This is a genomic window from Aeromonas bivalvium (assembly GCF_000819765.1).
Taxonomy (GTDB): Bacteria; Pseudomonadota; Gammaproteobacteria; order Enterobacterales; family Aeromonadaceae; genus Aeromonas; species Aeromonas bivalvium.
Genome location: NZ_CDBT01000047.1, coordinates 60,201 through 81,419, shown reverse-complemented (window position 1 = coordinate 81,419; position 21,219 = coordinate 60,201). Strand labels below are relative to the sequence as shown.

Annotated in this window: 21 protein-coding genes; 12 read left to right on the top strand and 9 right to left on the bottom strand. The window is 65.2% G+C overall.

What is annotated here, in order from left to right; all coding sequences use genetic code 11:
- Positions 1-53: 53 nt before the first annotated feature.
- From rsmB to BN1119_RS13950, 3 genes are all read left to right on the top strand, one after another.
- A complete protein-coding gene (gene rsmB / locus BN1119_RS13960) occupies positions 54-1,352 on the top strand; it encodes a 16S rRNA (cytosine(967)-C(5))-methyltransferase RsmB (RefSeq protein ID WP_041999083.1) in 1,299 nt (432 codons plus the stop codon).
- A gap of 61 nt (positions 1,353-1,413) precedes the next feature.
- On the top strand, positions 1,414-2,790 hold the full coding sequence (gene trkA / locus BN1119_RS13955; RefSeq protein ID WP_041999080.1) for a Trk system potassium transporter TrkA: 1,377 nt from the start codon (positions 1,414-1,416) through the stop codon (positions 2,788-2,790).
- Between the two features lie 93 nt (positions 2,791-2,883).
- The gene (locus tag BN1119_RS13950) at positions 2,884-4,326 is read left to right on the top strand and encodes a TrkH family potassium uptake protein (RefSeq protein WP_041999077.1); all 1,443 of its coding nucleotides are present in this window, start codon (positions 2,884-2,886) and stop codon (positions 4,324-4,326) included.
- A gap of 58 nt (positions 4,327-4,384) precedes the next feature.
- Here BN1119_RS13950 and rmuC read toward each other — a convergent pair whose 3' ends face one another.
- Positions 4,385-5,725, bottom strand: a complete 1,341-nt coding sequence (gene rmuC, locus BN1119_RS13945) for a DNA recombination protein RmuC (protein WP_084205477.1) — start codon at positions 5,723-5,725, stop codon at positions 4,385-4,387.
- The gene (locus tag BN1119_RS13940; RefSeq protein ID WP_041999074.1) at positions 5,722-5,937 is read right to left on the bottom strand and encodes a hypothetical protein; all 216 of its coding nucleotides are present in this window, start codon (positions 5,935-5,937) and stop codon (positions 5,722-5,724) included. The genes rmuC and BN1119_RS13940 overlap by 4 nt, the downstream gene beginning before the upstream one ends.
- 136 nt (positions 5,938-6,073) lie before the next feature.
- Between BN1119_RS13940 and BN1119_RS13935 the strand changes: the two genes are divergently transcribed.
- A complete protein-coding gene (locus BN1119_RS13935) occupies positions 6,074-6,586 on the top strand; it encodes a 4Fe-4S dicluster domain-containing protein (protein WP_041999071.1) in 513 nt (170 codons plus the stop codon).
- A gap of 67 nt (positions 6,587-6,653) precedes the next feature.
- Here the strand turns inward: BN1119_RS13935 and BN1119_RS13930 are convergent, their stop codons facing one another.
- The 6 genes from BN1119_RS13930 to BN1119_RS13905 all read right to left on the bottom strand — a co-directional run bounded on the left by BN1119_RS13930 (position 6,654) and on the right by BN1119_RS13905 (position 13,187).
- Positions 6,654-7,106 (bottom strand): Rrf2 family transcriptional regulator, encoded by a 453-nt coding sequence (locus BN1119_RS13930; protein ID WP_041999068.1) that lies wholly within the window; start codon positions 7,104-7,106, stop codon positions 6,654-6,656.
- 274 nt (positions 7,107-7,380) lie between these two features.
- A complete protein-coding gene (locus BN1119_RS13925) occupies positions 7,381-8,220 on the bottom strand; it encodes a PfkB family carbohydrate kinase (protein WP_041999065.1) in 840 nt (279 codons plus the stop codon).
- Positions 8,221-8,329: 109 nt separating this feature from the next.
- A complete protein-coding gene (ald, locus tag BN1119_RS13920) occupies positions 8,330-9,445 on the bottom strand; it encodes an alanine dehydrogenase (protein ID WP_041999062.1) in 1,116 nt (371 codons plus the stop codon).
- Between the two features lie 41 nt (positions 9,446-9,486).
- Complete coding sequence (locus BN1119_RS13915) at positions 9,487-10,206, bottom strand: glutamine amidotransferase-related protein (RefSeq protein ID WP_041999060.1); 720 nt, start codon at positions 10,204-10,206, stop codon at positions 9,487-9,489.
- A gap of 54 nt (positions 10,207-10,260) precedes the next feature.
- The gene (locus BN1119_RS13910; RefSeq protein ID WP_041999057.1) at positions 10,261-11,757 is read right to left on the bottom strand and encodes a CoA-acylating methylmalonate-semialdehyde dehydrogenase; all 1,497 of its coding nucleotides are present in this window, start codon (positions 11,755-11,757) and stop codon (positions 10,261-10,263) included.
- Positions 11,758-11,855: 98 nt separating this feature from the next.
- A complete protein-coding gene (locus tag BN1119_RS13905; RefSeq protein ID WP_041999055.1) occupies positions 11,856-13,187 on the bottom strand; it encodes an omega-aminotransferase AptA in 1,332 nt (443 codons plus the stop codon).
- 174 nt (positions 13,188-13,361) lie between these two features.
- Here BN1119_RS13905 and BN1119_RS13900 point away from each other — a divergent pair, with 174 nt between their 5' ends.
- From BN1119_RS13900 to BN1119_RS13880, 6 genes are all read left to right on the top strand, one after another.
- A complete protein-coding gene (locus BN1119_RS13900; RefSeq protein WP_041999052.1) occupies positions 13,362-13,904 on the top strand; it encodes a cupin domain-containing protein in 543 nt (180 codons plus the stop codon).
- Positions 13,905-14,026: 122 nt separating this feature from the next.
- Complete coding sequence (locus tag BN1119_RS13895) at positions 14,027-15,526, top strand: aldehyde dehydrogenase (RefSeq protein WP_041999048.1); 1,500 nt, start codon at positions 14,027-14,029, stop codon at positions 15,524-15,526.
- 122 nt (positions 15,527-15,648) lie between these two features.
- Entirely contained in the window at positions 15,649-15,813 is a 165-nt protein-coding gene (locus BN1119_RS20725; protein WP_167335479.1) for a hypothetical protein, read from the top strand.
- A gap of 132 nt (positions 15,814-15,945) precedes the next feature.
- Positions 15,946-16,848 (top strand): EamA family transporter RarD, encoded by a 903-nt coding sequence (gene rarD / locus BN1119_RS13890; RefSeq protein ID WP_041999046.1) that lies wholly within the window; start codon positions 15,946-15,948, stop codon positions 16,846-16,848.
- Between the two features lie 105 nt (positions 16,849-16,953).
- The gene (locus BN1119_RS13885; RefSeq protein ID WP_041999043.1) at positions 16,954-17,769 is read left to right on the top strand and encodes a helix-turn-helix transcriptional regulator; all 816 of its coding nucleotides are present in this window, start codon (positions 16,954-16,956) and stop codon (positions 17,767-17,769) included.
- Positions 17,770-17,819: 50 nt separating this feature from the next.
- Complete coding sequence (locus BN1119_RS13880) at positions 17,820-18,449, top strand: LysE family translocator (protein WP_041999040.1); 630 nt, start codon at positions 17,820-17,822, stop codon at positions 18,447-18,449.
- 158 nt (positions 18,450-18,607) lie between these two features.
- Here the strand turns inward: BN1119_RS13880 and BN1119_RS13875 are convergent, their stop codons facing one another.
- Positions 18,608-20,020, bottom strand: a complete 1,413-nt coding sequence (locus BN1119_RS13875) for an aminotransferase-like domain-containing protein (protein WP_041999037.1) — start codon at positions 20,018-20,020, stop codon at positions 18,608-18,610.
- Between the two features lie 156 nt (positions 20,021-20,176).
- Here BN1119_RS13875 and BN1119_RS13870 point away from each other — a divergent pair, with 156 nt between their 5' ends.
- Entirely contained in the window at positions 20,177-20,440 is a 264-nt protein-coding gene (locus BN1119_RS13870) for a 2Fe-2S iron-sulfur cluster-binding protein (protein ID WP_041999034.1), read from the top strand.
- Between the two features lie 20 nt (positions 20,441-20,460).
- Positions 20,461-21,216 (top strand): iron-containing redox enzyme family protein, encoded by a 756-nt coding sequence (locus BN1119_RS13865; RefSeq protein ID WP_041999031.1) that lies wholly within the window; start codon positions 20,461-20,463, stop codon positions 21,214-21,216.
- Positions 21,217-21,219: the final 3 nt, after the last annotated feature.

The following is a 21,219-nucleotide window of genomic DNA, read 5'->3' as shown; positions in this document are numbered from 1 at the left end:
GGAATTGAAACAAGCGGGGCCCAAGCCCCGACTTGCGCATCTAAGGTAACATTATGAAAACACGTGCACAGGCCGCTCTCGTCATTCAACAGGTGCTGGATCAGGGGCTGTCCCTCTCCGCCGTTCTGCCTGCTGCCCAGGAGAAGGTCGCCCCCCGCGATCGCGCCCTCCTGCAAGAACTCTGCTACGGCACTCTGCGCTGGATGCCGCGCCTGGATGCCGCCGTCAACGAGATGATGGACAAGCCCCTCAAGAACAAGAGCCGCGTCTTCCACTATCTGATCCTGGTCGGGCTCTATCAGCTCATCTACACCCGTATCCCGGCTCACGCCGCCGTGGCCGAGACCGTCAATGCGGTCAAGCTGCTCAAGGGCAGCTCGCTGCGAGGCCTGATCAACGGCGTGTTGCGCAACTTCCAGCGCAGCGCCGAGGTGATACTGGCTCGTATCGACAGGGTACCCAGCATACGCCTCGGCCACCCCGAGTGGCTCACCAAGCGTCTGCGCCAGGCCTACCCCAACCAGTGGGAATTCATCATGGAGGCCAACAACCAGCGCCCACCCATGTGGATCCGCAACAACGGTCAGCGCCAGAGCCGCGACCAGATGCTGACGCGCATGGCCGAGGCGGGCATCAATGCGCTGGCCGGTGAAGAGGGTGCTGACTGCATCTTGCTGGAGCGCCCCTGTGACGTGACCAAACTGCCCGGTTTCGAACAGGGTGACTGCTCGGTGCAAGATGGCGCCGCCCAGCTCGCCGCCCAGCTGCTCGACCCGCAACCGGGCGAGTGGATACTGGATGCCTGCGCCGCCCCGGGCGGCAAGACGGCACATCTGCTCGAGCGCCAGCCCGACTTGGCCGGGGTGGTCGCCGTCGATGCCGACGATAACCGCCTCAAGCGGGTGCAGGAGAATCTGGATCGCATCGGTCTCAAGGCCCGGCTCATCCATGGGGATGCCAGCACCCCGGAGCAGTGGTGGCCAGAGGGTCAGTTCGACCGCATCCTGCTCGATGCTCCCTGCTCCGCCACCGGCGTCATCCGTCGCCACCCCGACATCAAGTGGCTGCGCCGGGATCAGGACATTCGCGAGCTGGCCGAGTTGCAGGGCCGCATCCTTGCCGCACTCTGGCCAAGGCTCAAGGCCGGTGGCACTCTGCTCTACGCCACCTGCTCCGTGCTGCCCGAGGAGAACCGCGACCAGGTGCGCGCCTTCCTGGCGGCAACCCCGGACGCCCGCCTGATCCCGCTGCACCCGCAGGATACCCCGGCCTGTCCGGGCCGCCAGTTCCTCCCTGGCGAGGCGGGCATGGATGGCTTCTACTACGCCAAGCTGGTAAAAGTTCAGCCATGACGGGCATCATTGGCCAGACCGATGGCCTCCTCTTCTCTCTGCATGTGAGCAAGCGTTCCCTATGAAAATCATCATCTTGGGAGCCGGCCAGGTGGGCGGCACCCTGGCCGAGAACCTGGCCGGGGAAAACAACGACATCACCCTGGTCGACACCGACAGCGACCGCCTGCGAGAGCTGCAGGACAAGTTCGATCTGCGGGTGGTCAATGGTCACGGCGCCCACCCCAAGGTGCTGCGCGAAGCGGGGGCCCAGGATGCGGACATGCTGGTGGCCGTCACCAACAGCGACGAAACCAACATGATCGCCTGCCAGATCGCCTACTCCCTGTTCAACACCCCGAACAAGGTGGCGCGCATTCGCTCCCCCGCCTATCTGATGGAGCGGGATCGCCTGTTCCTGCCGGAATCCGTGCCGGTGGATCACCTGATCGCCCCCGAGCAGCTGGTGACCGACTATGTGCGCCGCCTCATCGAGTATCCCGGCGCCCTGCAGGTGGTGGACTTCGCCGGTGGCAAGGTGGGTCTGGTGGCGGTCAAGGCCTACTACGGCGGCCCCCTGGTGGGCAACGCCCTCTCCAGCCTGCGCGAGCACATGCCCAACATCGAGACCCGGGTGGCCGCCATCTTCCGCCAGGGCCGTTCCATCCGCCCCCAGGGCACCACCATCATAGAGGCCGATGACGAGGTGTTCTTCGTCGCCGCCGCCGGTCATATCCGCGCCGTGATGTCGGAACTGCAACGGCTCGAGAGCCCCTATCGCCGCATCATGATCGTCGGCGGCGGCAACATAGGCGCCGGCCTCGCCCGCCAGCTGGAGAAGCGTTACAGCGTCAAGCTGATCGAGCGCAACCAGAAGCGGGCGGAACAGCTCTCCGAGCTGCTGGAGAACACCATCGTCTTCTGCGGCGATGCCGCGGATCAGGAGCTGCTGGCCGAGGAGCACATCGACCAGATCGACGTCTTCATCTCGGTCACCAACGAGGACGAGGCCAACATCATGTCGGCCCTGCTCGCCAAGAAGATGGGCGCCAAGAAGACCATGGTGCTGATCCAGCGAGGCGCCTACGTGGATCTGGTGCAGGGCGGTTCCATCGATATCGCCATCTCGCCCCAGCAGGCCACCATCTCGGCCCTGTTGACCCATGTGCGCCGGGCCGACATCGCCAACGTCTACAGCCTGCGCCGCGGGGCGGCCGAGGCCATCGAGGCCATCGCCCATGGCGACGAGAACACCTCCAAGGTGGTGGGCAAGACGGTGGGCGAGCTCAAGCTGCCGCCCGGTACCACCATAGGCGCCATCGTTCGTGGTGAAGAGGTACTGATCGCCCACGATCGCACCGAGATCCAGCAAGATGACCACGTGGTCATGTTTCTGGTGGACAAGAAATACATACAGGAAGTGGAACGGCTGTTCCAGCCAAGTCCCTTCTTCCTGTAGCGCCACCATGCGGACTCATCGGACTGACAAGCCAGGGAATGCCGCCAGCAGTGGCATTTCCTGCTTCTCTCATCAACAACCAGGCCGTGCATCATGATCAAGCTGCGTCCCATCGTGTTCACCCTGGGGCTGGTGCTCTCCAAGCTCGCCCTCTTCATGTGGCTGCCCACCCTGCTTGCCCTGCTGACCGGCTCGGAAGGCTTCGTCGAATTTCTGCAATCCGTGGTCATCACCCACCTCGCCGCCTTCTGGTGCCTGCACTATGGCCGCAAGGCGGAATTCCGGCTCGGGGTACGGGAGATGTTCCTGCTCACCACCTCCGTCTGGGGCGTGGCCTGCCTGTTTGGCGCCCTCCCCTTCGTCTTCATCAACCACATCGGCTTCGCCGACGCCTACTTCGAGACCATGTCGGGGGTCACCACCACGGGCTCCACCGTGCTGTCCGGGCTCGACGGCATGGCCCACAGCATCTTGCTGTGGCGCTCCATCCTGCAGTGGCTGGGGGGGGTGGGTTTCATCGTGATGGCGGTGGCCGTGCTGCCCTACCTCAACGTGGGGGGCATGAAGCTGTTCCAGACCGAGAGTTCGGATTGGTCCGACAAGAGTGCCCCCCGCGCCAAGACGGTGGCCAAGAACATAGTGCAGGTCTATCTGGTGCTCTCCATGCTCTGCTTCCTCGCCTACTGGGCGAGCGGCATGACCAGCTTTGAGGCGGTCAACCATGCCATGACCACCCTGAGCACCGGAGGCTACTCCACCTCGGATCAGTCCATGTCCCACTTCTCCAATTCCGCCCACTGGATTGGCACCCTCTTCATGTTCCTCGGCGGCCTGCCTTTCCTGCTCTATGTGCAGAGCCTCTCCCGGCGCGACACCAGCCTGCTGCGTGACGCCCAGGTGCGCGGCTTCTTCTGGCTGGTGGTCTGGGTCACCCTCATCATGACGCTCTACCTCTGGCATCGTGGCACCTTCGACTTCATGGATGCCTTGCGCATCAGCAGTTTCAACATCGTCTCCGTGCTCACCACCACGGGCTACGGGCTCGGCGATTTCGGCACCTGGGGCTCCCTCACCAGCCTGCTGTTCATCTTCATCATGCTGCTCGGGGCCTGCTCCGGTTCCACCTCGGGGGGGCTGAAGATCTTCCGGGTCCAGGTGGCCTTCGCCCTGTTCAAGAAACAGATGCGCCAGCTGATGCACCCCTCCGCCGTCTTTCCGCAGAAGTACAACGGCCGCCCGGTCAACGACGCCATCATCCGCTCCATGATCTCCTTCGTGCTGGCCTATTTCGCCATCATACTGCTCATCGCCGCCCTGCTGGCGGTGATAGGGCTGGATCCCCTGAGCGCCATCTCGGGGGCCATCACGGCGGTGGCCAACGTGGGGCCCGGCATGGGCCCCCTGATAGGGCCGAGCAGCAACTTCGCCGCCCTGCCGGACGTCGCCAAGTGGCTGCTCTCCTTCGGCATGTTGCTGGGGCGGCTCGAGATCCTGACGGTGGCGGTGATCTTCTTCCCCTCCTTCTGGAAGCAGTGACGCCAGTCGCAACAACAAGGGCAGCCCGCGGGCTGCCCTTGTTGTCTGTTCATCCGCCTCAGTCGCCGGACTCCTCCCGCTCCAGGGCACGATTGACCAGGGGCTCGGGCAGGGTCTTGGTCACCTCCACCCCCAGCTCGCGAAACCGCTCGGCCTGGGCGATCAGGTTGCCGCGGCCGCTGGCCAGGCGCCCCATGGCCTTGTCGTAGCTCTCCTGGGCCTTGTGCAGGCTGCCACCCAGCTGCTGCATCTCTTCCACGAACAGCCGCAGCTTCTCGTAGAGACGCCCGGCCCGCTCGGCGATCTGCCGTGCGTTCTGGTTCTGGCGCTCGTAGCGCCACAGGTTCTCTATGGTGCGCAGCGCCACCATCAGGTTGGTGGGGCTGACCAGCAATATGTTGTGCTCCAGGCCGAAGCGCACCAGGGCAGGGTCCGCCTCCAGCGCCGCCAGGAAAGCGGGCTCCACCGCCACGAACATCAGCACATAATCCAGGGTGCGCACCCCGGGCAGCTGCTGGTAGTCCTTGCGGCCCAGCTCGCGGATATGGTTGCGCACCGAGGCGACGTGCTCCTTGAGCGCCACCGCCCGCGCCAGCTCGTCATCGCTGTTGTACCAGCGCTCGTAGGCGGTCAGCGACACCTTGGCGTCTATGATGATGTCCTTGCCCTGGGGCAGATGGACGATGACATCGGGCTGATAACGCTTGCCCTTGTCGGTTTCCAGGCTGACCTGGGTCTCGTATTCGTGCCCCTCCCGCAGGCCGCACTCCCCCAGGATGCGGGCCAGCACCACCTCGCCCCAGTTGCCCTGCTGCTTGCTGTCCCCCTTGAGGGCACGGGTCAGGGCCGCCGCCTCTTCGGTCATGCGGGCATTGAGCTCGGCGAGGCGCTCCAGCTCGAACTTGAGGCTGTGGCGCTGGGCCGTCTCCTGGGCATGGGTCTCCCCCACCTGGCGGCGAAACCCCTCCAGCTGCTCCTTGAGCGGGCCGAGCAGATTGTCCAGGCTGTGTTGGTTCAGTTCGCGAAAGTGACCCGAGTTCTGTTCGAAGATGCGATTGGCGAGGTTCTCGAACTGCTGGCCAAGGCGCGCCTCCGCCTGCTGCTGCAGTTGCAGCTTCTCGGCGCTGGCAAGACGCTCGCTGCGCAGGGTCGCCTCGGCGTCCTTGAGACGGGCGGTGAGCTTGATGATGAAGTGTTGCTGCTGCTCCAGCTTCTCCTGATCCCGCAGCTGCTGATCCTGCAGCTCGGCGAGGCGCTCCTGCCAGGTCTCGGCCCGCTCCCGGCTCAAGGCCAGCTCCTGGGCCAGAGCCTGGGCCCCCTGTCGCCCCCACAGCCAGCCGAGCCCCACGGCCAGCAACCCGGCGCCGCAGAGCCAGAGCCAGGTCAGCGATGCCATCATCGCCGGCCCCGCTGGCGCAGGAACAGCAGCAGATAGCGATTGATCAGCAGCCAGAGCACCACGTAGAGCAGATAGGACGACAGCACCACCCACTTGTGACCATTGACGCCGGTATCCAGCTCATCGAAACCGATCCCCTTGAATCGGCAATAGCCCCACATCAGCAGGGGGAAGACATAGAGCAGGGAGGCCCGCCACAGAAATAACCACATAGAGTCAGCCCAGCAAAAAAGACTCGCCTAGCTTACACAAGGGGGCCTGGCCTTGCGATCCTGCCGTGCGGGTTCCGCTGGCCTGTGCGGCATTATGGCCATAGAATTACCCCCTATTAGGTATCAGGAGGCCAGCATGGCCCATGCACTCTGTCGACGGCTGACGCGGCTCTGGGCCCGCCGTCGGCCCCGGACCATCGACTGCCGCGAGGCCCGCCCCCCCTGGGCCATCGAGGAGTCCCAGTTTCTCGCCCTCTGCCAGCGTTGCGATCGCTGCCGACAGGCCTGCCCACGGGGGCTCATCAAGGGGGCTGGCGGCGCCGAGTACCTGGGCAGCCCGGTGGCCGGCACTCCGGTACTGGATCTCGCCTGTGGCCAGTGCAGCTACTGTGGCAGCTGCGCCAGGGCCTGTCCGAGCGGCGCCCTCGACCTGCGCTACGGCCGTCAGGTGCAGACCCGGGTCAGGATAGAGACGAGCTGCCAGGCCCGTCAGGGCTTCTACTGCCTGCTGTGCGAGGATGCCTGTCCCCGCCAGGCGATCAAGGCGGCCCCTGACGGGGTCACGGTCAACATGGTCGCCTGCGATGGCTGCGGTGCCTGCGGCCTCGCCTGTGTCTATGGTGCCATCAGCCTGGTGCGCCAGCCCTGATCACATCGGGGCCAGATAGCAGAAGGGGCCCGCAGGCCCCTTCTCCACCACGCAGCGGCGGTCCGTCTCAGCCCGCCACCAGCAGCTGATCCTGCTCCAGCCCCAGCAGGTGACAGAGGCGGGTCGGATCGCTCACCACATCGGCCAGGGTGTACTCCCCCAGCACCTCGAGGAAGGCGTTCATCGCCTTGCGCAATATGCCCTGGATGCGGCAGCCACCGGCCAGGCGGCAGTTGTCCGTCTTGCAGTAGGCGGGGCAGAGGATGTTCTCCATGTCCATCACCACATCCCGCAGGTTGATGGAGACGGCGGCGCGACCGAGACGAATGCCGCCATGCTTGCCGCGCACCGTCTCTATGTACCCCTTGATGCCGAGCTGATGCACTATCTTGACCACGTGATTGCGGGAGATGGCGAAGGTGTCGGCCACCTCTGTGATGGTCGACAGCCGATCCACCGGCTGCAAGGCCAGGAAGGTCAGGGTGCGCAGGGCATAGTCGGTAAAACGGGTCAGTTGCATGCTGGTTCTGCCTCTCACTACAGCCGGGGATCGGACAAAGAGACCGGAGGAAGACGGCGGTCGGGACCGGGCTCCCTGAGGTTGAGGCTCCAAGGTTAAGAGCAGCCGCAGCGGGTGTCGATGAAGATGCACATAAATCGACACTTTCTTTGATTGATCGCAAACTTGCCGACTTATGCCATCGTTTGCCCCGCTTTCAGCAGCAATCGGCGCAAGGAGGCGCGAGGATAAAGGGGGGCGAAACGCCCGGGATCCCGCATCCGGCGACGCAGCCTCAGTGGCCCTGGGCCAGCCAGCTCTTCAAGGCCTGGGAAGGAATGGAGCTCTGGCTGGCGACCGCGAAGGCGCCCCAGTCCACCGCGCATTGCAGCGCATCCGCCATGGCCATGCCCCGGGCCAGGCCATGGATCAGCCCGGCGGCGAAGGCATCCCCGGCGCCGGTGGTATCCACCACGGAGACGGGACGGGCCGCCACCCGGATCCGCTCCTCGCCATGGATGGCCACCGCACCCTCCTTGCCCTCCGTCAGCACCAGCCACTGCAACTTGTCCCCGGCCAGGGTCAGGGCATGGGCCCAGGGGTCGGTCATCTCCCCCAGATCGGAGCGCGACGCCACCAGCAGGTGGCAGGGCCTGGGATGCTTGCCCCCCTTGGGATATTGGGCCACCACCAGGCACTGCTCCAGCATGGAGGCCATGTACTGGGCCACCGCGCCCCCCGGGTAGTTCACATAGAGGCAGTCCACCCCGCTCTGGGGCAGCTGGCCCGGCAGATCCGGGCGGCGGGGCTGGCGCAGTATGGTGCGCTCCCCGGTGGCATCCACCAGGATGAGCAGCTCGCCGGTCTCGCCGCCAAACCGCTCCACATGCTGACAGTCCAGGCCGTGGCTGCGGGCCTCGGCCAGCAGCCAGTCGCCGGTCTCGTCCAGGCCGATGCGCGAGGCGATGGCGACCCGGTGCCCGGCCCATACCAGCCCTATGCCGGTATTGGCGGCGCCGCCCCCCAGCCGTCGGCCCTGGTCCACGTAGTGCAGGCGGGCCCCCGCCACCAGGGGTTCGGAGAGGGAGAGCACGTGGTCACAGTTGAGATTGGCGAGCAGCAGGATGCGGGACATGGGGAAACCTCCGGGAGAGCGAAGGCTCATTATAAAGAGAAAGGGCCATGACGGCCCTCCCGGGGATGGCGGGGTTTGTGAACCCGCTCAAGCTTTCGCCGCGACCGGCTCAGCCCAGTACCGACTCGGCGCTGGCGTACTCGTAGCCCAGGGCCTGGGCCACCGCCCCCTGGGTCACCTTGCCCTTGAACACGTTCAGGCCAGCCCTCAGGTGCTTGTCCTCCTTGAGTGCCTGGACATAGCCCTTGTCCGCCAGCGCCAGCACGAACGGCAGGGTGGCGTTGGTCAACGCGAAGGTGGAGGTGCGCGCCACCCCGCCCGGCATGTTGGCCACGCAGTAGTGGATGATGCCATCCACCACATAGGTGGGATCCTCATGGGTGGTCGGATGGGAGGTCTCGAAGCAGCCCCCCTGATCGATGGCCACGTCCACCAGCACAGAGCCCTTGCGCATCAGCCCCAGCATGGGGCGGGTCAGCAGCTTGGGCGCCGCCGCCCCCGGGATCAGCACGGCGCCGATCACCAGATCCGCCTGGGCGAGGCAGGCCTCGATATTGACCTGGGTCGAGTAGAGGGTCTTGAGGGCCGGGCCGAACAGGCCATCGAGCTCCCGCAGCCGCGGCAGGGACTTGTCGAGCAGGGTGACATCGGCCCCCAGACCCAGAGCCATGCGCGCCGCGTTGATCCCCACCACTCCCCCACCCAGCACCACGACCCGGGCGGGCGCCACGCCGGGCACGCCGCCGAGCAGGGTGCCGTTGCCCCCCTGGGCCTTCTCCAGGCTGTGGGCCCCGGCCTGGATCGCCATCCGCCCCGCCACCTCGGACATGGGGGCCAGCAGCGGCAGGCCGCCACGCTCGTCGGTCACCGTCTCGTAGGCGATGGCCACGGCGCCCGAATGGACCAGCAGCTGGGTCTGCACCGGATCCGGTGCCAGGTGCAGGTAGGTGAACAGCAGCTGATCCGGGCGCAGCAGCTCGCACTCCTCCGGCTGCGGCTCCTTCACCTTCACTATCATCTCGGCCCGGGCGAAGATCTCCGCCGCACTGGCCACCAGCTCGGCCCCCGCCCCCTGGTACTCGGCATCGGACAGGCCGATCGCCTCGCCCCCCTGCCGCTGCACCAGCACCTGGTGGCCCCGGGCCGTCAGCTCCTGCACCCCGGCGGGGGTCATGCCGATGCGGTATTCGTGGTTTTTGATTTCCTTGGGTACGCCAATGATCATCTCGATGCTCCTGCGTTCGTCCTTGTCCCCCGCCGGCGTCGCTATGGCCGAGCCGGCAGCATGCCTAAAAATCGCAACAACCAGCCCAGCATGATGGTGGAGTCCACCTCCTGCTCCAGGGAGGCGAGGAAGGCCTGATAGCGTTCCGGCGCCAGACTCTGCTGCCGTTTCTCGATCAGCGCCCTGTCGTAGTCCACCGAAAATTCAGGGTGACCCTGGATGGCGACTATGTGTTCCCCCTGGCCGAACATGAAGTTCGGACAGAAATCATTGCCCGCCAGGCGACGCCCGCCAGAGGGCAGGCGCATCACCTGATCCTGGTGGCTGGCGAGAATGCGGATCCGATCCAGCCCTGGCTGCATCCAGGGCTCGCTCGCCAGCATGGCATTGCTGGCCACCCCCAGTCCCCAGCCCTTGTCGGACTTGCCCACCTCGCCCCCCAGGGCCTGGGCGATCAGCTGATGGCCGAAGCAGACGCCCGCCAGCTTGACCCTGGCCTCATCTGCCCGGCACACCCACTCCCGCAGCGCCACCACCCAGGGGGTATCGCCATAGGCGTCGTGGCGCGAGCCGGTGATGAGCCAGCCATCGCACTCGTCCAGATCGGTCGGCAGCTCGCCATCCAGGGCCGACCAGACCCGAAACTCCAGGTGGGGCGCCAGGGCCCTGAATCCCTCGATAAACATCCCGGAATAGACCCGGCCAAACTGCTGCTCGAACTCGGGGTCCAACCGATCACAATCGAGAATTCCCAGTCGCATCCTTCACTCCTTTGCGTCACATCTCAGGGGGCCGACCGAAATCGGCCCTGGGCCCTATTTCATGGTCGGCATGGCGAATTCGGCGCCGGCGCGCAGGCTCTGGGGCCAGCGGGCGGTCACCGTCTTCATCTTGGTGTAGAAGCGTACCCCATCCGGCCCGTGCATGTTGAGCGGCCCGAAGAGGGATCGCTTCCAGCCACCAAAGCTGTGAAACGCCATGGGCACCGGGATGGGGACGTTCACCCCTACCATACCGACCTGCACCCGGGTGGTGAAGTCCCGCGCCGTGTCGCCGTCGCAGGTGAAGATGGCGGTGCCGTTGCCGTACTCGTGTTCGTTGATGAGGCGCAGCGCCGTCTCGTAGTCCGGCGCCCGCACGATGGCGAGCACGGGGCCGAAGATCTCCTCCCGGTAGATGCGCATCTCGGGGCCGACCCGATCGAACAGGCTGCCGCCGATGAAGTAGCCCTCGCCGTGGCTCAGGCCCCGGCCATCCACCACCAGCTCGGCCCCCTCGGCCACCCCCTGATCCACATAGCCGCGCACCCTGGCCAGGTGCTCCCGGCTGATGAGGGGCCCCATCTCGTTCTCCGGGATCGAACCGAGGCCGGGCCCGACCCGCAGCCCCTCAACGAGCGGTGCCAGCCTGGCCACCAGGGCATCGGCGGTGTCGTCCCCCACCACCAGGGCCACCGAGATCGCCATGCAGCGCTCGCCGGCCGCGCCATAGGCGGCGCCCATCAGGGCGGAGACCGCCTGGTCGAGATCCGCATCCGGCATCACCAGCATGTGATTCTTGGCGCCGCCCAGGGCCTGCACCCGCTTGCCGTGGGCCGAGGCGGTGGTATAGATGTATTCGGCGATGGGAGTGGAGCCGACGAACGACACCGCGGCCACCCTGGGGTCGGTGAGCAGCACGTCCACCACCTCCTTGTCGCCGTTGATGACGTTGAGTACCCCGTCCGGCAGTCCGGCCTGCTTGAGCAGCTCGGCCATGCGCAGGGCAAGAGAGGGATCCTTCTCGGAGGGCTTGAGGATGAAGCTGTTGCCGCAGGCCAGGGCCACCGGGAACATCCACAGCGGCACCATGGCCGGGAAGTTGAACGGCGTGATGCCGGCGCACACCCCGACCGGCTGCATCAGGGAATAGCTGTCCACCCCGCGCCCCACATTGAGGGAGTGCTCCCCCTTGAGCAGATGGGGAATGCCGCAGGCGAACTCCACCACCTCCAGCCCCCGGGTCAGCTCCCCCTGGGCATCGGAGAACACCTTGCCGTGTTCGCGGCTGATGAGGCGGGCCAGCTCGTCCCTGTGCTGCTCCATCAGTTCCTTGAAGCGAAACAGCACCCGGGCCCGCACCAGGGGCGGGGTCTGGGACCAGTCGGCGAAGGCGCGCTCGGCGCAGGCTATCGCCTCGGCACACTCATCGGCGGTACTGAGGACGACCGAGCCCTGCGGCTGTCCGGTGGCCGGATCGAAGATGGCACCGAAACGCTCGCTGCGGCTCTCCCTCGTCTCGCCGTCGATAAAGTTGTCAATCCTGTAACTCATAAATCCTCCGTGATGGGTCATTCGTCCTCCCTCTGCCGCGCCGAAAAGAGGCATGGGGGGTGACACCCTCGGCGGGCGTCACCCCGAGTAATTAGGGGTCAATCCTGGGCCAGCAGGGCGTCCTGCAGCAGGGTGAAGAGACCGTCGATCTCGCTGCGCTCTATGATGAGGGGGGGCGACAGGGCGATGATGTCGCCGGTCACCCGGATAAGCGCTCCCTTCTCGAAGCAGCGCACGAACACCTCATAGGCCCGCTTGCCCGGCGCGTCCGCCATGGATTCCAGCTCAATGCCCGCCACCAGGCCGTAGTTGCGCACGTCCTTGACGTGCTTGCAGCCCTTCAACGAATGGGCCGCCTCCTCCCAGTAGCCCGCCAGCTCGGCCGCCCGGGTCAGCAAGTTTTCATTGCGGTAGATCTCGAGGGTGGCCAGGCCGGCGGCGGCGGCCACCGGGTGACCCGAGTAGGTGTAGCCGTGGAACAGCTCGATGGCCCCCTTGCCCGCCGCCATCATGTCGTCATGGATATGGTCTTGCACCAGCACGGCCCCCATGGGGATGGCGCCATTGGTGAGCCCCTTGGCACAGGTGATCATGTCGGGGATGACATCGAACTCCTGGGCGGCGAAGGGGGAGCCGAGGCGACCGAAGCCGGTGATCACCTCGTCGAAGATGAGCAGGATGCCGTGTTTGGTGCAGATCTCCCGCAGCCGCTTGAGGTAGCCCTTGGGGGGCATGATGACGCCGGTGCTGCCGGCGATGGGTTCGACGATGACGGCCGCTATGTTGCTGGCGTCATGGAGGAAGACGATCTTCTCCAGCTCGTCGGCCAGGGTCAGGTCTTCGTCGGGCAGGCCTCTGGTGAAGGCATTCCTGGCGATATTGAGGGTGTGGGGCAGGTGATCCACCCCGCCGAGCAGGGAGCCGAACCACTTGCGGTTGCCGGGAATGCCGCCGACCGAGATGCCGCCGAATCCCACCCCATGGTAGCCGCGCTCGCGGCCGATGAGCCGGGTGCGGGTGCCCTGACCGCGGGCCCGCTGCCAGGCCAGGGCGATCTTGAGCGCCGTGTCCACGGACTCCGACCCGGAGTTGGTATAGAAGACGTGGCCGAAGCCCTTGGGGGCTATCTCCACCAGCTGGTTGGCCAGCTCGAACGGCAGGGGGTGGCCCATCTGGAACGTGGGGGCAAAGTCGAGGTGGGCGATCTGCTGGGAGACCGCCTCGGCAATTTCCCGCCGGCCATGGCCCGCGTTGCAACACCAGAGGCCGGCGGTGCCATCCAGTATCTTGCGGCCATCCTCTGCGCGATAATACATGCCCTCGGCAGACTTGAGGATCCGTGGCGCCGCCTTGAACTGCTGGTTGGCGGTGAAGGGCATCCAGAAGGCGGACATGTCCGCCGGCGTATTGATGTCACTGACAACTTTCATGGTCACCTCATCCTTAAGGTGTTTAGCTACTCAGGGTGATCGCCTATTAAATTAAACACCTGTATCCATAAAAAAGGGCGCTATGCTGCCCAGTGATGGTGTCACCCCGACCAGGGTGGTATAAGATATTTAACACAAATTCAATAATAGTAAACACTCGAGGAGAACAGAAGGATGGATATAGGTCAACGCCTCAAGGCGGTCCGCACCAAGGCGGCTCTGTCCCAGCGCGAACTCGCCAAGCGCTCGGGGGTGACCAACGGCTTTATCTCCCAGATAGAAAAAAATCAGGTCAGTCCCTCGGTCGCCTCCCTGCGCAAGGTGCTGGAAGGCATTCCCATGTCCCTGGCCAGCTTCTTCACCGACGAGACGGCCCTCGACTCCGAGGTGGTCTTTCGTGCCGCCGACATGCCGGATCTCGGCAGCCACCCCATCAGCTACCGCCTGGTGGGGCACAGCCGCGCCAACCGCGCCATCGGCATGTTGCAGGAGAGACTGCCCCCCGGCGCCGACACCGGCGACGACATGCTGAGTCACGATGGCGAAGAGTGCGGCATCGTCATCCAGGGCCGGGTCGAGGTGACCATAGGCGAGCAGATCCACCTGCTCGGCGCCGGCGATGGCTACTACTTCGACAGCCGCACCCCGCACCGCTTTCGCAACGTCGACGAGCAGGAGTGCGTGCTGATCTCCGCCAACACACCGGCCACCTTCTGACCCGGGCCAGCGGCGATCCTGGCCAGCGCCTGTTTAAGAAGTTGTTACAAGCCGGATTTACAGGCGGCGAAATGTTTAGCATATTGATACGCGGATGACCTTTGCACGTTCAAGGAGCGAACATGAGTGATATGAACCTGGCCCAGTGGCAATACCGACAGGCCCAGCTGACCCTCCCCACCCAGGCGTTCATCGACGGCAGCTACCGGGATGCGGTCCATGGTGCCACCTTCGAGTGCATCAATCCGGCCAATGGCCAGCTGCTGGCCAATGTCGCCGCCTGTGATGCCGCCGATGCCGAACTGGCGGTCAAGGCCGCCCGCGCCGCCTTCAACGACAGGCGCTGGGCGGGACAATCCCCCAAGGAGCGCAAGCTGGTGTTGCAGCGCTTCGCCGAGCTGATGCGGCTCCACCGGGTCGAGCTGGCCCTGCTGGAGTCCCTAGACATGGGCAAGCCCATCTCGGACGCCATGGGTTACGATGCCCCCGCCGCCGCCAACTGCATCGCCTGGAACGGCGAGGCCATCGACAAGCTCTATGACGAGGTGGCCCCGGTCGAAGAGGGGGCCCTGGCCCTGGTGACCCGGGAACCGCTCGGGGTGGTGGCCGCCATCGTCCCCTGGAACTTTCCCCTGGTGATGGCGTGCTGGAAGCTGGGCCCGGCGCTCGCCACCGGCAACTCCGTCATCCTCAAGCCGTCGGAAAAATCCCCCCTCACCGCCCTGCGCATCGCCGGCATCGCCAAAGAGGCGGGCATTCCGGACGGCGTCTTCAACGTGCTGCCGGGCTTTGGCCATACCGTGGGCGAGGCGCTCGCCATGCACATGGATGTGGACTGCATCACCTTCACCGGCTCCACCCGGGTCGGCAAGCATCTGGTGGAGTGCTCAGGCAAGTCGAACCTCAAACGCGCCTTCATGGAGTGCGGCGGCAAGAGCCCCAACATCATACTGGCGGATGCGCCGGATCTGGACGCTGCCGCCAAGAGTGCGGCCGCCGCCATCTTCTACAACCAGGGGGAAGTGTGCACCGCCGCCTCCCGGTTGCTGGTGCAAAACAGCATCAAGAGCGACTTCATCGAGCGGCTGCTGGTCCATGCCAGGGAGTGGGTCGCGGCGGATCCCCAGGATCCCGCCACCCGCATCGGTGCCATGGTGGATGGCATCCAGATGGAGCAGGTTCTGCGCTATATCGAGATAGGCAAACAGGAGGGGGCCAGGCTGCTGCTCGGCGGCGAGCGCACCCGGGAGGAGAGCGGCGGCTTCTACATAGCCCCCACCATCTTCGATGAGGTGACCCCCCAGATGCGCCTCTTCCGCGAGGAGATCTTCGGCCCCGTGCTCGCCATCACCGGCTTCGACACCCTCGAGGAGGCCATTGCCCTTGGCAACGACACCGACTACGGCCTGGCAGCCGCCATCTGGACGGCGGATCTGAACAAGGCGATCAAGGGCTCCCGCGCCCTGCGCGCCGGTACCGTGTTCGTCAACAACTGGGACGGCGGCGACATGACGATGCCCTTTGGCGGCTTCAAGCAGTCGGGCAACGGCCGCGACAAGTCCCTGCACGCCCTGGAGAAATACACAGAGCTCAAGAGCACCTGGATACAGCTCGAGTCCTGATCCTGGCGCCGGGGTGAACATGGGAGGGGGGCTTGCCCCCCCTTTCTCGTTTTTCCCCTTCCCTCACCCGAGTCGATTGATATAATCATCAGCTACACAAACCCTTCAATATCAAGATAAAAATGCTTTTTCTCGTGGGAAGCGTGCTGCTGCTGGTGATAGGGCTGCCACTGCTGTTTTTCCTGCTGGGTCAGGGGGAGGCCTATGTCACCTGGGGCCCCTGGATTTCGGCCATAGTGCTTATGCTGTGGGTGTTGCTGGATATCGGCAAGATCCGCCGGGGGTGAGGCGAAGCGCCGGATCCCCGGCCATAAGTTGCATGTTAATCACTATTTAATCGCTTCTTTCCCGTCGCCGGGATGGCTACACTGCGGGTTTGGCGATGTCAGTCACATCCGCCGTCCAGCGAAGGTCATCCAATGCCACAACAGATCCAGCGCCAGGGCATCCTCTATGCCTTGTGTGCCTATACCCTCTGGGGCATAGCCCCCGTCTACTTCAAGCTGATCGCCGAGGTGCCCGCCGCCGAGATCCTCACCCACCGCATCATCTGGTCCTGTGCCCTGCTGGTGATCCTGGTGCTGCTGGGTCGCCAGTGGTCCAAGGTGCGCGCCGTGCTGCGCAAACCCAGGGTCTTGATGACCCTGGCCCTGACCTCTACCGTGGTGGGGGGCAACTGGCTGCTGTTCATCTGGGCCATCAACAATGGCCACATGCTGGATGCGAGTCTGGGCTACTACATCAATCCCCTGTTCAACGTGCTGCTCGGCATGGTGTTTCTCGGGGAGAAGCTGCGCCGCCTGCAGTGGTGGGCCGTGGGCCTCGCCTTCATCGGCGTGGCGGTGCAACTGATAGCGTTCGGCTCCCTGCCCTGGATCGCCCTGGTGCTGGCCAGCTCCTTCGCCTTCTATGGCCTCATCCGCAAGAAGCTGGCCCTGGATGCCCTCACCGGTCTGCTGCTGGAGACCCTGATCCTGCTGCCCCCGGCGGCCATCTATCTGTGGGGCATCGCCGACAGCCCCACCAGCCATATGACCGACAACAGCCTCTACCTCAACCTGATGCTGATTGCCGCCGGCGCCGTCACCACGGCCCCCCTGCTCTGCTTCACCGCCGCCGCGACCCGGCTCAAGTTTTCCACCCTGGGGTTCTTCCAGTACATAGGGCCCAGCCTGATGTTCATCCTGGCGGTCACCCTGTATGGGGAGGCGCTGCGCACCGACAAGCTCATCACCTTCGCCTGCATCTGGAGCGCCCTGGTGCTGTTCAGCCTGGACGGCCTGCGCAGCAGCCGGCGTCCGTCCCAGCCCGCGCCCCGATAAATCCGCAGACACACCCGGCATTGGCCGGGTGTGTCCTGTCTGGTCTCGACCCGGGATCGCAATAATCTACAAGCGTCCTGCCTTCATCTGGGGTATTGATAGGGGATGAAACCCATAGCCCCCATTCACTACTGGCACTCCCCCCACCTGCCGGGACTGGAGCTGTCCCACTCCCATCACAGGGAGTTCAGCTATGGCCGTCACGTCCACCTGGACTATCACGTCGGCCTGGTGCAGCGCGGTGGCCAGAAGTTCATCCACAAGGGCAACAGCCACGCCCTGGTGCGCGGCGAACTCTCCACCGTCAATCCCGACGAGATGCACGACGGCCTGAGCCTGCTGCCGGAGGGGTACGAGGTGCGGGTCTTCTCCATCGATCCCGCCACCCTGGCCAACTGGCTGCCCGGTGGCGAACACTTCTTCGACCGCGCCCTGCAGCGGCGCCCGGATCTCTACGCCGGTTTCGCCCGCCTGCACATGTACCTGGAAGATCCCCTGGCCGACGGCCTGCTGGCCCAGAGCACCCTGCTGACCCTGCTCGGGGATCTGCTGCACCTGGCCCCCTGCGAGCACAGGCTGTCGGATCCCCAGCTCAGGTTCCTGCGCGAGCATCTGCTGGACCGACTCGACCAGCCCCACAGCCTGGAGGAGCTCGCCGCCCTGTTCGGGCTGGATCGCTTCGCCTTCCTGCGTCAGTTCAAGAAAAAAAGCGGCATGACCCCCTACGCCTGGCTCAAGCGGCTGCGGCTCGAGCGCAGCAAGGCCCTGCTCGCCCGGGGCATGGCGGTGAGCGAGGTGGCGCTGACGGTAGGCTTCTTCGATCAGAGCCATTTCCACCACGGCTTTCGCCAGGCCTTCGGCATCACGCCGGCGCAATACCGCCAGCAGATGCAATCTTTTACAAGCCGCGGCCATCCCTGAGCTGGCAAGCTCTTCTCCTCATCGCCGGCACAGTAAAGGAAAGCAGCCACATGCAGAGCCTGTTCATCACCCTGGGACTCCTCCATCTCATCGCCCTGGCAAGCCCGGGGCCCGATTTTGCGCTGATCCTGCGCACCAGCCTGCACAGGCCCACCGCCCTGGGCGCCGCCATCGGCATCGCCCTCGCCATCCTGTTGCACGCCACCTTCAGCCTGACCGGCATCAGCCTGCTGATCGCCAGTCACCCCTGGTTGTTCACCCTGGTGCGGCTGGTCGGGGCCCTCTATCTGGGCTGGCTCGGCTGGGGTGCCCTCAGGGCCGCCTGGCAGGGTGGCGAGGCCGACCGCCTGCAGGCAGGGAGCGAACGGGGCGGACTGGCCCTCGGCATTCGGCGCGGACTCGCCACCAATCTGCTCAATCCCAAGGCGCTGTTGTTCTTCGTCGGCCTGCTGGCGGCCATGGTCACCCCCCAGGTGGGCAGCCTGACCCGGGGCCTGTTGATCCTGGAGCTGTTCCTGCTCTCCCTGGCCTGGTTCGGCCTGCTCGCCTGGTGCCTCTCCACCCCGCGAGCCCAGCGCCTGCTCGGCCGGGTGCAGCGCCCCCTCAATCTGGTCACCGGCCTGCTGTTCGGCGCCGTCAGCCTCTCCATTCTGGGCGGCATGGCCGAGCAGCTCATTTAACGCGGGCAACGGCGCGGCGCCCCCCTCAGGGGCCAGGCCCCGGCCCGCTCTTTGGGTGTCCGGACCCAGCCTCTCCCTCCCGGGCGACATTGCCGGGCGGAATGGCCGGGCAGCTTATCCAGCACGGATAGCCCGGGCCGATAAGGCCCCTTTGGGGGCTAAGTCTCCCCTCGCCCGGCCTCGCGCAGCAGCCGACCCAGTCGCGCCATCAGCTCGGGGTGATCGGTGTGGGCGAGGTTGAGTCGCATGTGACGCTGCCCCTCCTCGCTCCGGGTGAAGAGGGATCCCGGCGCCAGGGCGATGCCTTCGGCCAGGGCCGACTGGGCCAGGGTCTCACTGTTGACCCCGTCCGGCAGCCGCACCCAGCGAAACAGGCCCCCCTGGCCATCGAACTCCAGCCGACAGCCCAGTCCCGCCAGCCAGTCGTCGACACGCCCCCCCGCATCGCACAGCCGCTGGCGGATCCGCCGCAGCTGCCGATCGTAGTGGCCATCTCGCAGCAACCCGGTCAGCATCCGCTCCCCTATCTCCATGGTCACCCCGCCGCACACCTGCTTCAGGCCGGCGAGGCTGGCGGCCAGGGCCGGGCTGGCCGCGACGAAACCCAGTCTGAGGTTGGCGCTGAGCAGCTTGGAGAACCCCGACACATAGGTCACCCGATCCCAGCCCCCCAGGCTGGCCAGCCTGGGCACCTCCCCGAGCAGATCCCCATAGAGGTCATCCTCGATCAGATGGCAATCCCAGCGGGACAGCAATGCCAGCAGGCTGAACGCCTGGGCAGGCGAGAGCGACTGGCCGGTGGGGTTGTGCAGCAGGCCGGAGGTGAGATAGAGCCGCGGCTTCTCCTCCCTGAGCCAGCGCTCCAGCAGGGTCAGATCGGGGCCATTCGGGGTGCGGGGCAGGGAGAGCACCCGGGCACCATGCAGGCTCAGGACACCGTGGAAGTTGAAGTAACAGGGGTCATCCACCAGCACGGTATCCCCGGGGCGCAACAGCAGGCGCAGCAGCAGATCCAGCGCCTGCATGGTATTGGCCGTGGTCACCAGCTGGCCCGGGGTCAGCGCCATGCCGAGCACCGCCAGGCGATCCCTCAGGGTCTCGCGCAGGGGGCGATAGCCGGCGGCATCGCCATACTCGGCCAGCCTGAGGTTGGGCTGCCGACTCACCTGGCGCAGGGCCTGGCGCAGGTTGTCACCATCGAGCCAATCGGCGGGCAAGAAGCCGCAGCCGGGACGGCTCGCCCCCTGTTCGCCGATCAGGGCGCGCCGGGAGACGCTCAGAAAATCCTGGGGCAGCAGCTGCCCCAGGCTGTCGCCATCCGGCACCGGGCCACGGCGGGAGACGAAGTAGCCACGCCCCTGGCTGGCATGGACCAGCTGCTGGCCCTTGAGCCGGTCAAGGGCGTCCACCACGGTGAACTTGCTCACCCCGAACTGGCGCGTCAGGGCATGGATGGAGGGGAGCCGCGTCCCCATGGGCAGCACGCCCTCCCGGATCAACTGGCCGAGGTGGTCCGTGATTTGAACCACCTTGGGCTCCCCTGGCCTGAATACCAACGCTGGGATCATCATGGCTGCCTCCTTGCGCAACTTTACCGGCCACTTTACCGGCAAAGTAATGCCAAATGAATACCGTCCTTCCCTGCCCCCCCATAGAGGGCGAGATTAGAGTTGCCCCAGCAAATGAGGCCCATCCACGGCCTAGCCCCTATCTGCCGGAACTCAACTATGCCAAGCATCACCTTCCTGGAAAGCGGCGTCGTCATCGACTCACCCGACCCGATCCGCCTGCTCGACATGGACGACCACATCCGGTTCGCCTGTCGCGCCGGCAATTGCGGCACCTGCACCATCAATGTCGTCGAGGGGCAGGACCAGCTCTCTGCCCTGACACCCAGGGAGCAGCGGCTGTTCGCGCTGACAAAACAGACCGATACCAACCTGCGCCTGGCTTGCCAATGCAAGGTGCTGGGCGACGTCATTCTTCGCTAACTCAACCTGAGGACTCTCAAATGGACTTGAAAAATCGCATCACGGACCGCGCCATCGTTCGTCGCAAACCCCTGCTCTCCCTTCAGGAGAGCGCCAGGGTAAAGCGGGAGCTGGACGCATTTCTCGATACCAAGATTGACGAGTGGAACCGCACCGTTCCCTTCGCCCGCCACCTGGAGGGGTCCGAAGTCAACCTGCCCTACTATCGCCAGACCCTCATGGAGCATGCCTGGCGTATCCGCCTGATGCGCAGCGCCCAGTGCAACAACCTGCACAAGATCAGCCGCATCAATGCCGAAGCCGCCCAGCGCTATGCCGCCTATCAGGATGAAGAGATGCTGCACGACACCCTGTTCATTCAGGATGCGGAGCGGATCGGCGTCAGCCAGGAAGAGATCTATCGCACCGAGCCCAGCTTCTACACCCGGCTGCTGGCCGGCTACCTCTATTTCGTGGCCGAACACGAGAAGCCCCTCGGCGTGGTCTGCTACAGCTATCTGGTCGAGTACACCACCCAGAAGATCACCCCCAAGCAGATTGCCGCCATGGCCGACTCCCTGGGCAAAGACAAGATTGCCGGTCAGGCCGCCCATCTGAACACCGATCTGGTGGAGGATCACACCCAGGAGATGTGGGACATCCTGCATCTGCTCATCGAGAGCGAGCAGGACATCGTCGACATCAAGCGCTACTTCAGCGAAATCCAGGAGCTGCTCAAGCTGTTCTTCGTGGAGCTGTACGAGAAGCATGGCCAGGCCACAGGGCAAGCCGCATAAGCA